General features: G+C 42.3%; 14 protein-coding genes. 8 read left to right on the forward strand and 6 right to left on the reverse strand.

Annotation, left to right across the window (positions count from 1 at the left end):
• Positions 1-9 precede the first annotated feature (9 nt).
• Positions 10-615: a TetR/AcrR family transcriptional regulator gene (locus tag EV579_RS12880; RefSeq protein ID WP_133744567.1), complete on the reverse strand. Its 606-nt coding sequence runs from the start codon at positions 613-615 to the stop codon at positions 10-12.
• An 88-nt stretch (positions 616-703) separates the two neighbouring features.
• Here EV579_RS12880 and EV579_RS12885 point away from each other — a divergent pair, with 88 nt between their 5' ends.
• Complete coding sequence (locus EV579_RS12885; RefSeq protein ID WP_041108485.1) at positions 704-1,252, forward strand: hypothetical protein; 549 nt, start codon at positions 704-706, stop codon at positions 1,250-1,252.
• 37 nt (positions 1,253-1,289) lie between these two features.
• Here EV579_RS12885 and EV579_RS12890 read toward each other — a convergent pair whose 3' ends face one another.
• The 3 genes from EV579_RS12890 to EV579_RS12900 are packed head-to-tail and all read right to left on the reverse strand — an operon-like array spanning position 1,290 to position 3,857.
• Complete coding sequence (locus EV579_RS12890; RefSeq protein WP_024423469.1) at positions 1,290-2,228, reverse strand: metal ABC transporter substrate-binding protein; 939 nt, start codon at positions 2,226-2,228, stop codon at positions 1,290-1,292.
• 13 nt (positions 2,229-2,241) lie between these two features.
• Entirely contained in the window at positions 2,242-3,114 is an 873-nt protein-coding gene (locus EV579_RS12895) for a metal ABC transporter permease (RefSeq protein WP_024423468.1), read from the reverse strand.
• The gene (locus EV579_RS12900; RefSeq protein WP_024426045.1) at positions 3,114-3,857 is read right to left on the reverse strand and encodes a metal ABC transporter ATP-binding protein; all 744 of its coding nucleotides are present in this window, start codon (positions 3,855-3,857) and stop codon (positions 3,114-3,116) included. Before EV579_RS12900 ends, EV579_RS12895 begins: the two co-directional genes overlap by 1 nt.
• A gap of 412 nt (positions 3,858-4,269) precedes the next feature.
• Between EV579_RS12900 and EV579_RS12905 the strand changes: the two genes are divergently transcribed.
• The 7 genes from EV579_RS12905 to EV579_RS12935 all read left to right on the forward strand — a co-directional run bounded on the left by EV579_RS12905 (position 4,270) and on the right by EV579_RS12935 (position 12,547).
• Entirely contained in the window at positions 4,270-6,369 is a 2,100-nt protein-coding gene (locus EV579_RS12905; RefSeq protein WP_133744568.1) for a heavy metal translocating P-type ATPase, read from the forward strand.
• 141 nt (positions 6,370-6,510) lie between these two features.
• Positions 6,511-7,197 carry a DsbA family protein gene (locus EV579_RS12910; protein WP_044331353.1) on the forward strand — a complete coding sequence of 229 codons (687 nt, stop codon included), beginning with the start codon at positions 6,511-6,513 and terminating at the stop codon, positions 7,195-7,197.
• Positions 7,194-7,607, forward strand: coding sequence for a disulfide oxidoreductase (locus EV579_RS12915; RefSeq protein ID WP_133744569.1), 414 nt, complete (start codon positions 7,194-7,196; stop codon positions 7,605-7,607). The genes EV579_RS12910 and EV579_RS12915 overlap by 4 nt, the downstream gene beginning before the upstream one ends.
• A gap of 149 nt (positions 7,608-7,756) precedes the next feature.
• A complete protein-coding gene (locus EV579_RS12920) occupies positions 7,757-8,368 on the forward strand; it encodes a trimeric intracellular cation channel family protein (protein WP_024423463.1) in 612 nt (203 codons plus the stop codon).
• A 314-nt stretch (positions 8,369-8,682) separates the two neighbouring features.
• Positions 8,683-10,698, forward strand: coding sequence for a Na+/H+ antiporter (locus EV579_RS12925; RefSeq protein WP_133744570.1), 2,016 nt, complete (start codon positions 8,683-8,685; stop codon positions 10,696-10,698).
• A 64-nt stretch (positions 10,699-10,762) separates the two neighbouring features.
• A complete protein-coding gene (locus EV579_RS12930; protein WP_073208404.1) occupies positions 10,763-11,632 on the forward strand; it encodes an ROK family protein in 870 nt (289 codons plus the stop codon).
• 69 nt (positions 11,633-11,701) lie between these two features.
• Positions 11,702-12,547: an aldo/keto reductase gene (locus tag EV579_RS12935; RefSeq protein WP_073207440.1), complete on the forward strand. Its 846-nt coding sequence runs from the start codon at positions 11,702-11,704 to the stop codon at positions 12,545-12,547.
• 39 nt (positions 12,548-12,586) lie between these two features.
• Here EV579_RS12935 and modB read toward each other — a convergent pair whose 3' ends face one another.
• Both modB and modA read right to left on the reverse strand, forming a co-directional pair.
• Positions 12,587-13,252, reverse strand: a complete 666-nt coding sequence (gene modB, locus EV579_RS12940) for a molybdate ABC transporter permease subunit (RefSeq protein ID WP_133744571.1) — start codon at positions 13,250-13,252, stop codon at positions 12,587-12,589.
• Positions 13,252-14,028, reverse strand: a complete 777-nt coding sequence (modA, locus tag EV579_RS12945) for a molybdate ABC transporter substrate-binding protein (protein ID WP_133744572.1) — start codon at positions 14,026-14,028, stop codon at positions 13,252-13,254. The genes modB and modA overlap by 1 nt, the downstream gene beginning before the upstream one ends.
• Positions 14,029-14,057: the final 29 nt, after the last annotated feature.

Below are 14,057 nucleotides of genomic sequence, written 5' to 3' on the forward strand. Positions count from 1 at the left end.
GCTCTCCAATTAAGGAGACATGTCTTTTTTTGTGATGGATTGCAGGTGCATCTGCAGTACGGAGCGTATGAGCTGAGGCGGTATACGTTCGGGCTGTACGATTCCATTCAATGCAAGCCCATTGATGACTGCATAAAGCCGCTCAGTTTCTAATAAAAGATCGATATCAGTTAGCAGCAGCCCATCCTCTTTCAATTTCATTAAACAATATTGGACCGTTTGGAAAAGCTCGTCATACATCTTTGCATTGAGCGGCTGTAGATCTGGTTCAGTCAGCGCCTTGACTGTAAAAGCCTGCCACACCTCCATTTCAAATTTTCGCTCTTCATCAAGTGGAAGAAGCTGCTCCAATAAAGTGAGAACATTTTCCGCCGTTGAACAGTTTAATGCAAGCCCTGTAATCCGCTCCTTGACTCTTTCCTGAATTAAACTCATAGAGAAGAGAAATAACTCTTGCTGTGTGGAAAAATAATGACGCATAGAGCCGGCTGAAATTCCAGCTTCGACTGCTATTTTTCGTACAGAAGCGTTTTCCAATCCCTCTTGTTTAATCACTCTCATTGCAGCTTGAGCGACCTTTTGTTTTTGTTTATGGTGATCGACGATTTTTGGCATACATTGATTTTAGCATAGCTGTTGTTTTTTTAACACAGATGTGTTATTTTTTATTTAATACAATTGTATTAAAAAGGATGTGGAGAAATTGGTCGGGTTATTGATTGTGGCATGTGAAATTGGTTTTTGGCTGTTTATTCTAATGGGCTTAACGCTTCGTTATGTGTTTAAACAGAAAAAGTGGGGTGCTTTTTTTCTTGTCTGTACGCCAGTTTTAGATCTCATCCTTCTTGCGGCTACTTATATAGATTTAAGGCAAGGGGCTGTGGCGAGTGTCATCCACGGGCTGGCGGCTGTTTATATTGGTGTGAGCCTTGCCTTCGGACATCAAATGGTGAAATGGGCAGATGCTAGGTTTGCTTATCGATTTGCAGGAGGCCCTAAGCCAAAGGGAAAACCAAAGTACGGGAAAGAGCGGTCTGTGTATGAAATGGTCGGCTGGGCGCGGCATTTCATTTCTTATGTTATTGGAGCGGGGCTGTTATATGGATTAACCTATCTCATCCAAGCACCAGAGCGGACGGAAGCGCTGATGCAGCTTGTCAATACATGGGGGATGATCTTAACGATTGATTTCATCATTAGCATCAGCTACGTCATTTGGCCGAAAAAACATCCAGAAAATATAACAGGCTGACAAAAAAGACAGGCGGATTCACTCCACCTGTCTTTTCTTATGATGACAGCCCTTTGTAAATGGTGTCGATATTCCATTTCATCATCTTATAGTAGCTGTCTCCATCTTCGCCTTCTTTTCCAATAGAGTCAGTGAAGACTTTTCCTTTGATCGGAACCCCGGTTTCCTCAGAGAGGCTTTCAAGGCTGCGTTTATCAACACTTGTTTCAAGAAAGAGCGCAGGAACTTGATGATCTTTGACAAAATGAATAATGCGCTTCATTTGTCCTGGTGTTCCTTCACTTTCTGTGTTGATCTCCCAAATATAGCCGGCTTTCAATCCATACGCCTCTGCAAAATATTTGAATGCCCCTTCACTTGTGACAAGGAGTTTTTTATCTTTTGGCAGCTGATCAAACTTGTCTTTTGCTTCATCGTGAAGAGCTTGAAGCTTTTTGATATAGGCTTCTGCATTTTTTTCGTAATCCTCTTTATGTTCAGGGTCCGCCTGAATAAGCGCATCTCGGGCATTTTGGGCATAAAGGATCCCATTCTCAACATTCAGCCATGCGTGAGGGTCCTGCTGGCTTTCAAGGCCTTTTGAGGACAAATGCTTCACTTTCACGCCTTTACTCAGCTCGGCTACAGGTGCATCATCCCCGTCCTTGCCGCTCGATTCAAGCAGCTTTTGAAACCAGCCGTTCCCTGTTTCAAGGTTCAAGCCATTATATAGAACAAGGTCTGCATCCGTCGTATACTGAACATCCTTTGGCAGTGGGTCAAATTCGTGTGGATCTGTACCAATGGGAACAATGCTGTGAATAGAAACATGCTGCCCGCCTACTTCCTTCACAATGTCATAAAGAATGGAGTAGGTCGTGACAACTTTTAATGTGCCGTCATCTTTACCGGAATTACTTTGCTTGGTCGAACAGCCTGCGATGATCATAAGGGCAATGAATACTGCGGTCAAACGGATAGCAAATACCTTCTTCATATATGTCCTCCTTTTACATAGACGCTTCCTTTTTTAAGTGCGTTCGTTTTCGTTTAGATTTTAATGATCTCCATAGAATGCCTTGCTTTGGTGAAAAGATAAAGGCACTGCCGAATAAAATAGTCGCGACCAGCACGATGGAAGCGCCAGATGACAAATTATACGTAAAACTAAGCCCAAGACCTACGACAGCAGAAACAGCACCGAAAAAAGCAGATAAATAAATCATGATCCATAGCCGGTCCGTTAAGAGATAAGCGGTGGCTGCCGGCGTAATCAACATGGCAACGACAAGAATAATCCCAACGGTTTGCAGTGATGCAACGGTCACAAGGGTCAATAAGGTCATGAGAAAATAATGAATCATACGATTCGGCAAACCGTAAACCGAAGAAATCACCGGATCAAATGAACTAATGAGCAGTTCCTTGTAGAAAACAATGACGGCTAGCAAAATAAAAATACCGATTCCCAGTGTAATCCACATATCAGATGATCGAACAGCTAGAACGTTTCCAAATAGAATATGATATAGATCACTTGAACTTTTCAAAAATGTGATCAAAATAATTCCGATTGAGAAAAAGGCTGTAAAGACAATGCCGATAGCAGAATCATTTTTTATGCGGCTGTTTTGACTCACATAACCGATCCCAATCGCTGTTAACACGCCAGTTAAAACGGCCCCGAAGAAAAAGTTAATTCCAAGCATATAAGAGATGGCGACCCCTGGCAGTACGGCATGAGAAATGGCGTCTCCCATCAGGGCCATGCCGCGTAAAATGATAAAGCAGCCGATAACGCCGCAAATGATGCCTACCATGACGGATGTAAATAGCGCTTTTTGTAAAAAAGCATATTCAAAGAGTCCGGTTAAAAATTCCATTACACGTCTCCTCCTGCTGATTTTAAGAATGGCAGCTGTGTTTCATATGCTTCCAGCATGATCTCTGGGCGAAGGATGTCGTGTACAGGCCCTGCTTTGATGAGCTTTTTATTTAACAGAACAAGATGGCTGAAATAATCATCTGCCTTACTCAAATCATGATGGACAACCAAAATGGTTTTCCCTTCATCTCGTAATTCCTTCAAAATGCGAACCATTGTTTCTTCACTTGCCATATCAATCCCGACAAATGGTTCATCCAAACAGAAGAGCTGTGCGTTTTGAGCAAGTGCCCTTGCAAGGAAGACACGCTGCTGCTGTCCGCCGGATAACTCACCGATTTGTCTTTTGGCAAAGTCCTGCATCCCGACTTTTTCTAAACAGTGATACGCATATGCCCGGTCTTCTTTTTTTGGACGTTTGATTAGTCCGAGCTTCGGATATGTTCCAAGTAGTACGGTATCCAGTACATGAATCGGAAACGTCCAATCTAAATCATTTCTCTGCGGTACATAGGCGATCTGTTTTCTGACGTGTTTAAAGGGCTGTTCAAAAAAACGAATATCCCCTTGGTCTTTTTCAATGAGATCCAAACATGCCTTGAGTAACGTCGATTTACCAGCACCATTTGGACCGATGATTCCTGTCATTGTCCCTTCCTGTATGGAAAGAGAGACATTTTCTAATGCATCCTGTCCGTGATATGAGACATGAAGACGGTCGATTGTTAAAGCATTTGACATCTCTTGCGGCCCCTTTCAATCATCATTGCACTTCCTAAAGATATATGCATACATTAAATAATTTTGACTAAAGGATGAAATGATTCTCTAATGCTAATTTGTTTCCTTAGGGAAACTTTTATTTTATTCTAAGCGTCTGTCCTTCTTTTGTAAAGAGAAAAACTGCAAACGATCGTTTTTATGTTATGCGGGGAGCGGGGGACATGAGCTTGGTTTATTGAAAATCCGTGTGACAGAATTGAACACAAAAAACCAATGATTTCTTCAGAAATGATTGACAGAAGACAAGAACTCCTCATATAATAAAGGTAATCCAATATATGAATATATGCTCATATATAAAGTTTTTGATTTTTAATAGGTTTCATCGATCCAGGGAACGTTACTTATCATATAGAAAAAAGGTGAGAACATGAAAAAAATGAAGGATGAATACGTATTAAGCGGTCTTGATTGTGGAAACTGTGCACGTAAAATTGAAACAGGTGTCAGCAAAATGGATGGCGTTGAAGCTTGTTCTGTTAATTTTGCGACAGGGACATTAACTGTCACACATGCAGATAAGCAAGAAACGATGTCAAAACGTATTGAAAAAACGGTTCAGTCCATCGAACCTCATGTGAGTGTATCACCAAAAGAAGAAGGACATCACCACGATCATGATCATGGGACAAAAAATTTAAAAGCGATTGTGCTCAAATTAATTGGCGGTGCAGTCATTGGAACAGCAGCTTATTTTATACCAGAAGATGGCTTACTGAAATTTATTACGTTTTTCGCAGCGTATTTACTAGTCGGGGGCGATGTGGTTTTTAAAGCGCTGAAAAATATCGTGCGCGGCCAAGTATTTGATGAAAACTTCTTAATGACCATTGCAACAGCTGGCGCTTTTGTCATTCAGCAATATCCAGAGGCACTGGCAGTGATGCTGTTTTACCAAATTGGAGAGCTGTTCCAAGGAGCAGCAGTGAATCGTTCAAGACGATCCATTAGTGAACTAATGAATATTCGCCCTGAATATGCGAATCTCAAAGTAGGAAATGAAACGAAAAAAGTGAAGCCGGAAGAAGTAAAAGTCGGTGACCGTATCGTCGTAAAACCGGGCGAAAAAATTCCACTTGATGGTCTCGTCATTGAAGGCTTTTCACTCGTGGATACCTCTGCATTAACAGGTGAGTCTGTGCCGCGGGATGTAGAAGCAGGGAAAGAAGTTCTTGCAGGATTTGTGAATCAAAACGGTATTCTTGAAATTGAAGTGCAAAAAGGGCTAAGCGAATCGGCAGTGACGAAAATTTTAGATTTGGTTGAAAATGCGAGCAGCCGAAAAGCACAGACAGAAAACTTTATCACAAAGTTTGCAAAATACTATACACCGGCTGTCGTAGTATTGGCATTGCTGCTTGCCTTTGTGCCGCCGCTTCTCATTCCATCAGCTCAATTGTCTGACTGGGTTTACCGGGCACTCGTTTTCCTTGTGATTTCTTGTCCTTGTGCGCTTGTCGTGTCCATCCCATTAGGGTTCTTCGGGGGAATTGGGGCAGCTTCTAAACGAGGCATCCTTGTAAAAGGCAGTAACTATCTAGAAGCACTAAACTCTGTGAGCTATGCTGTATTTGATAAGACGGGCACACTCACAAAAGGGAACTTTACGGTGACCAATATCGTGACAACGAGCAACAAGTGGTCAGAAGAAGAGCTTCTTTCTTTTGCAGCTTTAGCAGAAGCCCACTCCTCACATCCGATTGCTGAATCAATTAAAGCGGCATATGGTTCGCCGCTTGATGAAAGCAAGATCGAAGCATATGAAGATATTGCGGGACATGGAATTAAAGCAACCATCAGTGGTTCCCAAGTGTTAGCGGGTAATCATCGCTTGATGGAACGAGAAGGCATTTCATATGAAAAAGAAAAACGAAGCGGAACGGTTGTGTACATGGCCATTAACGGTGAGTTTGCCGGATCGATCTTGATTGCAGATGAATTAAAGGATGATGCAATTGAAGCCGTCTCAGCTCTAAAAGCATCTGGCATTCAAACAGTCATGCTGACTGGTGATGCCAAGCAGGTTGGAACAGCGGTCGCCCAGCAAATTGGCATTGATGAAGTACATGCCGAATTATTACCGCAGGATAAAGTAACGAAATTAGAAGAAATTGATCAGAAAAAAGCGCCTCAAGAAAAATTATTATTTGTTGGGGACGGCATTAATGATACACCGGTATTAGCAAGAGCAGACATAGGAATTGCGATGGGCGGACTTGGTTCAGATGCAGCGGTAGAAGCGGCTGATATCGTCATTATGACAGACCAGCCGTCAAAAGTAGCAGAAGCCATCGCTGTCGCTAAACGAACAAGAAGAATTGTATGGCAGAACATTGCATTTGCTCTTGGGGTTAAAGGGGTTTTCCTATTACTCGGAGCATTTGGTATTGCGACCATGTGGGAAGCCGTCTTCTCGGATGTCGGTGTGACTGTACTCGCTGTTTTAAATGCCATGAGGGTAATGAAATAAAATTGTTAGGAAAAATTCATGAATACCATCTTTCATAATGAATCCCCTCTTGTTAAAATAGAAGAAGTTGGATAATGGCATTATTCTAAGCTATTATCCTTTTTCTTTTGAAGGAATGAAAAAGATAAGGTAGGTGCTTATGTGAGTAAAAAAAATAATCAATCATCATCCATTAAATTTGCTGTCATTTTAACCATTATCGCAGCTCTTCTCATCGGATTATTCGTCGTCATTGGAAATAACAACAGCAAAGAAGCACAAACGGTTGACAGTAAGCCTTCTATTAAAGGACAGCCTGTTATGGGGGATAAAAACGCAGCGGTGCAAATCGTCGAGTTTGGGGATTATAAATGTCCGTCATGTAAATCATTTGAAACAGACATTTTCCCAAAACTGAAAGCGGACTACATAGATAAAGGCGATGTATCATTTTCGTTTATTAACTTGCCACTTCCTGTTCATGGAGATGGCGCAGTGCTGGCAGCACTAGCTTCTGAAGAAGTGTGGAAAGAAGATCCGAAAAACTTTTGGGCATTTCATGAAGCTGTCTATCAAGCACAGCCAGATAGTGAAGCAGAATGGGTCACGCCTGCTAAGCTGACAGAGCTAGCGAAAAAGACAACAAAAATAGATACGGACAAGCTTAAAGATAACCTATCAAAGAAAACATATCAGCCGCAGCTGAACACAGACGATCAGCTTGTGAACCAATATAAAGTGAATGCAACACCAACTCTTTTCATTAACAATAAACAAGTCGAAAACTTTTATGACTATGATGAAATCAAAGAATTAATTGATCAAGAGCTCAAAGGGAAAAAATCATGAAGAATAAGCTTGTTTACTTATACAGTGCTTGGATCGTTTCTATCGTTGCGACGATGAGCAGCCTGTATTTAAGTGAAGTAAAGAAGTTTATCCCATGCGATATGTGCTGGTTTCAGCGCATTTTCATGTACCCGCTCGTGCTTTTACTTGGAATTGCGACATTCAGAGGCGATGTGAAAGTGAAATATTACGTTCTGCCTTTGGCTGTGATTGGCGCTTGTTTTTCTATCTATCATTATATGGAACAAAAGATACCTGGCTTTGCATCGATTCGCCCTTGCCTGAGCGGTGTTCCTTGTTCCGTTGATTATTTAAACTGGTTTGGTTTTATCACCATTCCACTACTAGCCCTTATTGCATTTATTCTCATCATCATTAGTATGCTGCTGTTAAATGCAAAAGAAGATTGAAAGAGATAGCCTGCTTATAAGCGGGCTATTTTTTATTTTTGCAAAAAGATAAAATTTAAAGAAAATTTGTATTGCTTTTCACCTGTGTCAGATATACATTAAGGGAGTAGTGTTAGATGATCAGATAAAGGTAAGGAGATAAGCGGAAAATGGCATGGGAAGTCTTAAGTATCATTGGCATTGTCGCATTCGCTATTAGTGGTGCGATTGTGGCAATGGAGGAAGAGTACGATATTCTTGGTGTGTACATTTTAGGGATTGTGACAGCATTTGGCGGTGGAGCGATTCGGAATCTATTAATTGGTCTGCCGGTGTCTGCTTTATGGTCACAGGGCAAAATGTTTACGATTGCCCTTGTATCCATTACGATTGTGTTTCTTTTTCCAAAGCTTTTGCTCAAGCATTGGAGCACATGGGGGAATTTCTCGGATGCGATCGGTTTAGCAGCGTTTGCGATTCAAGGCGCATTATTTGCTGTGCAAAGAGAACTCCCGCTCAGTGCAGTTATTGTGGCAGCCATTTTGACTGGAAGCGGCGGCGGAATTGTGCGTGATTTATTAGCAGGGCGAAAGCCGCTTGTGCTAAAAGCAGAGATTTACGCCGTATGGGCAGCCCTTGGCGGCTTATTCGTCGGACTCGGCTTAGCACAAGGAGAGCTTGCTTTATATCTGCTGTTTGTCATCCTCGTCGTATGCAGAGTTTGTTCCTACTTATTCAAATGGCGTCTTCCCGCCAGGTCTTATTTTTTAAATAAAGGGTAAAACGAAAAAAGGGCGATTCCGCTCTTTTTTTTGTGTTTAATAAGAGCTGAATATCAGCAGATGATGGAGTTTTCGTGTAAAATAAAAGCAGGGTCTTTTGTTCATCATTTGAACAATACATATGATGAAAATTTTGTCAGCTGGCTGAATATCTAGATTCAGCCTTTTTTTGCCTAGATGGATTGTTATGTGTTGGTTTCACTTTTTGCGGAATACTAAAGAAGCACTTCTGAGCGGACGGATGGATGAAATGAACACATCTTTGCATGTAAGCAAAACTTGACGAAAAATATACATAGGAGGGACATGTACTAGTGGAGATTTTTTTGGCAGTGCTCGTACTACTGGCACTCATTGCAGTATCTAATATTATCAATCGTTTTGTCCCCTTTATTCCCGTTCCGTTAATTCAAGTGGGCTTAGGAATATTGGTGGCAGCTTTTCCTTCAGGTTTACATATTTCTTTAAATCCTGAACTCTTCTTCGTGCTATTTATTGCGCCGCTGTTATTTAATGACGGGAAGCGTACCCCAAGGGATGAGCTATGGAAATTAAGAGCACCGATTCTTCTTTTAGCGCTTGGTCTAGTGTTTGCGACCGTCATTGTAGCGGGATATACCATTCATTGGATGATTCCAAGCATACCGCTTCCAGCCGCATTTGCGCTTGCTGCAATTTTATCACCGACAGATGTGGTGGCAGTAAGTGCTTTATCCAGCCGTGTGAATATGCCAAAGGGCATCATGAGACTGCTGGAAGGCGAAGGGCTGATGAACGATGCATCAGGACTTGTCGCCTTTAAATTTGCCATTGCCGCAACGGTGACGGGAGCATTTTCAATTGCTCAGGCATCCTTTAGTTTTGTACTGATTGCAGCAGGCGGGTTATTGACTGGATTTATTCTATCCTTTTTTATCATTCGTTTTCGCTATTTTCTCCGCCGTTTAGGAATGGACGATGTCACAATGCATATCATCCTGCAAATCCTTACACCATTTGTGATTTATTTAGCAGCGGAAGAAATCGGTGTATCCGGAATTTTAGCCGTTGTAGCTGGCGGTGTGACACATGCCATTGAGCAAGACCGAATGGAAGCGAATTTAGCCAAACTGCAAATTGCTTCATCAAACACATGGAATATTATTTTATTTATTTTAAACGGACTTGTTTTCGTCATACTTGGATTGCAGATTCCAGATGTATCTACAGTTATTTTCCAAGATGAATCCTTTAACAACATGCAGGTCATTAGCTACATCTTAATTATTACGCTATGTCTCATGGTGCTGCGGTTCTTATGGGTATGGCTGTTCTGGGCAGGAAAATGGAGTGCAACTAAAAAGCAGAATGTGAAAAAGCCGAAGTTTCGCGCCTCGATGCTCATGACATTCTCTGGTGTCCGCGGGGCTGTGACATTAGCCGGTGCCTTCTCTATCCCATTTACGCTCGCGGACGGATCACCATTTCCAGAGCGGCATTTGATTATCTTCCTCGCAGCAGGCGTCATCTTATGTACACTCATTTTAGCCAGTGTGTTACTGCCTCTTTTATCTGAGAAAAAAGACAAACAAGTCGACGTGGACTTGGATACAAAGATTCAGCATGCGAAACGGAAGCTGCTGAGAAGCGCTATTAAAACGTTAAAAGAAGGGATGAATGAGGACAATAGGGAAGTATCCCTTGCACTCATCAATGATTACCGAATGAAGCTGAGAAATATCCAGCGTGAACCATACCAATTCGGGATGAGAAAACAAGAGCGAAAAATCAGACTGCACGGCATCAAAGCAGAACAGATGAAACTTCAACAATTAATTGATGAAGAGAAAATTGACAAGGAAGAAGCCTATGAGCTACAAGAGAGATTTCATGAGCTGGAAATGCTGTACTCAAACTCCTTCAAAATTCGTTTTTCAAAGGTGAAGTTTCTCCGCTTGCTTCAATGGCTACAATTATGGCGGCCGAATCAGCACATTTCAAGCGGTATTTTAGAAAAAGAGGACGCGTACAAACAAATCCGTAAGAAAACGGCTGAGGCTGCGGTAGACTCGATCAAACAGCATATGACAGATGAAAACCAGCAAACGTGCCACCAAGTGATTGGTTTTTACAATCAAGTGATTTACCGCTGTGAACACGGTCCAAGCTTCTTCCAGCAAAAAGACCGTTCATTTGATCGGAAGAAAAAAGAGCTTAACTTCCAAGCTGTACAGTCGATTCGAAATGAAATTCAAACCTTATATGAAGATGGTGAGATCAACCGTGATATTGCCCATCATTTAAGGGAGTATATCAATGACATGGAAGCTGTTCTGCTCACCAATACGTGATGTTGTCATCTTCTCCCTCGTGTTTTATGATGAAGAAAGAGAACGAACAGAGGGGAGATCAATGATGGCCTATTATGGAGCAATTGAAGCTGGAGGTACAAAATTTTGTTGTGCAATCGGCAATGAGCGTGGAGACATCTTAGAGGAAATGACGATTCCAACAGAGCACCCAGAGAAAACAATACAGCAGCTTATTCCATTTTTTAAGCAGCATGACATTTTAGCATTAGGGGTTGGCTCCTTTGGACCCATTTGTGTTCAAAAGGATGATCCTTCATACGGTTATATCATGAACACGCCGAAAGTGGAGTGGAAGCATTATCCGTTCATTCCTGAGCTTGAGAAGCAATTAGGTGTTCCAGTATCCTTTACAACAGATGTCAATGCCGCAGCACTAGGTGAATTAACAAAAGGGGCAGCCAAAGGGCTAAGCAGCTGTTTGTATATCACGGTCGGTACAGGCATTGGTGCGGGAGCTGTCGTGAAAAATGAGCTTCTACACGGCCATTCACATCCTGAGATGGGACATATCCTTATCAGACAGGATGAATCAGATCCGTTTGCAGGTGTCTGTCCGGCACATGGAAATTGCTTAGAAGGGCTGGCAGCTGGACCAGCGATTGAGAAAAGGTGGGGAAAACCCGCCAAAGAGCTTACGCAGGAAGAAGCGGTTTGGGCACTTGAAGCGGATTATTTAGCGCAGGCGCTTATGCAGTACTCACTCATTTTAAGCCCAGAGCGCATCATCATGGGCGGAGGCGTCATGAAGCAAAAGCAGCTATTCCCACTCATTCGAGAGAAGCTGGCTGCTTATGTCAATGATTATGTGGATCTGCCGCCGCTTGATACATACATTGTCTCCCCCGGGCTTGAGGACAAGGCTGGCATGACAGGTGCACTGCTCTTAGCCGTCGAAGCGAAGAGAAACGCCTGATAATAGAGTTTTGAAACACAACATGAGATAATGAAAGAGATGGAATCTATAAAAAAGGTGGTTGTTAAAATGGTCAAAAGCTTGAATGATACCGTAACATTGAATAACGGAGTCGAAATGCCTTGGTTTGGTTTAGGTGTATTCAAAGTGGAGGACGGCAATCAAGTGGTAGATGCCGTAAAAGCAGCCATACTAAACGGATATCGCAGCATTGATACGGCAGCTGTTTATAAAAATGAGACAGGCGTAGGAAAAGCGATTAAAGAATCTGGCGTGAAACGAGAAGACTTATTTATCACATCTAAAGTATGGAACACAGATCAAGGCTATGAAAAAGCGCTTGAAGCGTTTGACGCAAGCTTAAACCGATTAGGTCTTGATTACTTAGACCTCTATTTGATTCATTGGCCTGGACCAAATGCAGATACATTTAAAGACACATGGCGTGCACTTGAGAAGCTTTATAAAGATGGGAAAGTCAGAGCCATTGGAGTCAGCAACTTCTACATTCAGCATTTAGAAGAGCTGTTAAAAGATGCTGAGGTTGTTCCAGCTGTGAACCAAGTTGAATTTCATCCGAAACTGACACTTGTTGAACTGCGTCAATATGCAAAGGAAAAAGGCATTCAGATTGAGGCATGGTCTCCGCTGATGCAAGGGAAGCTATTAGATCATGACGTATTGAAAGACATTGCTGCACGCTACAACAAATCTGTTGCTCAAGTCATCTTGCGCTGGGATCTGCAAAGCGGTGTCGTGACAATTCCAAAATCAATCAATGAAGAACGCATTAAACAAAATGCAGACATCTTTGACTTCGAGCTTTCCAAAGAAGACATGGAAAAAATCGATGCATTAAACAATAACGAACGCGTCGGCTCAAATCCAGAGACGATGACGGTTGGGTTTGAATAAATAATAAAATCCTCTTTCTTATATGAGAAAGAGGATTTTTTACGTACTGCTTCGGCGCACAGCCAAGAGCATGATAAAAGATAGGATCACAATACAAATCGTCCAAGCCCAAGCAAGCTCCATTCGTCCAGAATCAATTGCCACATAGATAGCGGTTGGGAGTGTTTGCGTTTTTCCTGGGATGTTGCCGGCAAACATTAAGGTCGCCCCGAATTCTCCAAGGGCTCTAGCAAAGCTGAGGACGCTGCCTGACAATAGAGAAGGCAGGGCAAGTGGTACTGTTATATAGGCAAAGACTTGGAATGAATGAGCACCATCTACTTTTGCAGCCCCTTCAATATCTGACTCAATGGTTGAAAATCCGGCTTTTGCTGATTGATACATAAGCGGGAATGCCACAACCGTTGATGCAATTACCGCCGCCCACCATGTAAAAATGACAGGTTGGTGGAAGATCCATTCAATCACGTCTCCTATCATGCTATGCCTTCCGAATATGACGAGCAATAAAAACCCTACAACCGTTGGCGGAAGGACAAGCGGCATCATCAAGAACGTTTCTACGATCATTTTCCCTTTAAATGATGTTCGCGCCATCCAATAACCAATCAATGTACCAAAAACAGTTGCCAGCAGTCCGCTCACAACGGCAACTTGCACAGACAGCCAAATGGGAGATAGGAATTCTTCAGTGAGCATGGGCATTATGTTACTTGAAAGCCGTATTTTTTAAAAATGGATTTGGCTGCTTTTGATTGAAGAAATTCAAAAAAGGACTTGGCTTCCTCTAAATGTTCTGTCCCTTTTATGATCCCTACTGGGTAAATGATCGGGGAGTGCATGTCCTGATTGGCTTCAGCTGCAATCTTTACTTTTTTGGAAACGAGGGCATCTGTTTTATACACAACACCTGCTTCCACATTTCCTGTTTCTACGTAGCTTAAAACCTGCCGCACATCCTTGCCGTACACAGCGTTCTTTTTCACTTGATCCCAGATGTTCAGCTTTGTGAAAATCTCTTTGCCGTATGTACCAGCAGGAACGGATTCAGGTGTGCCAAGAGCAACCTTTCCTTTTATGTGCTGGGCGTCTTGAAAGCTTTTAATAGAGGAAGAGTGATCTTTTGGCACAATGAGTACAAGCTCATTTTGGATAGCATCCTTGATAAAATGTTGATCGATGTCTCCAGATTTCACAAGTTCATCAAAGGGCGCTTCAGCTGCAGAGAAAAAGAGATCGGCCTTTGCCCCTTGCGCAATTTGCTGCTTCAATGCGCCGGATGACCCGAAATTATTTGTTAATGTCACATTCGGATGCTCATCATTATAGGTGGATTCAATTTCCTTTAGTGCATCCTGAAGACTTGCCGCAGCTGAAATGACAAGCTCAGTTTTTTTGGTTGTATCCGATGACTTCATCTCTGTTTGACACCCGCTCAGGAGTAAACAGATGGCGATGAAGGCGAAGAACGCATACTTCATGTTTACACCTCTTATTATTCAATATCATC

The sequence above is a fragment of the Bacillus sp. BK450 genome (genome assembly GCF_004364885.1).
GTDB lineage: Bacteria > Bacillota > Bacilli > Bacillales > Bacillaceae > Bacillus > Bacillus safensis.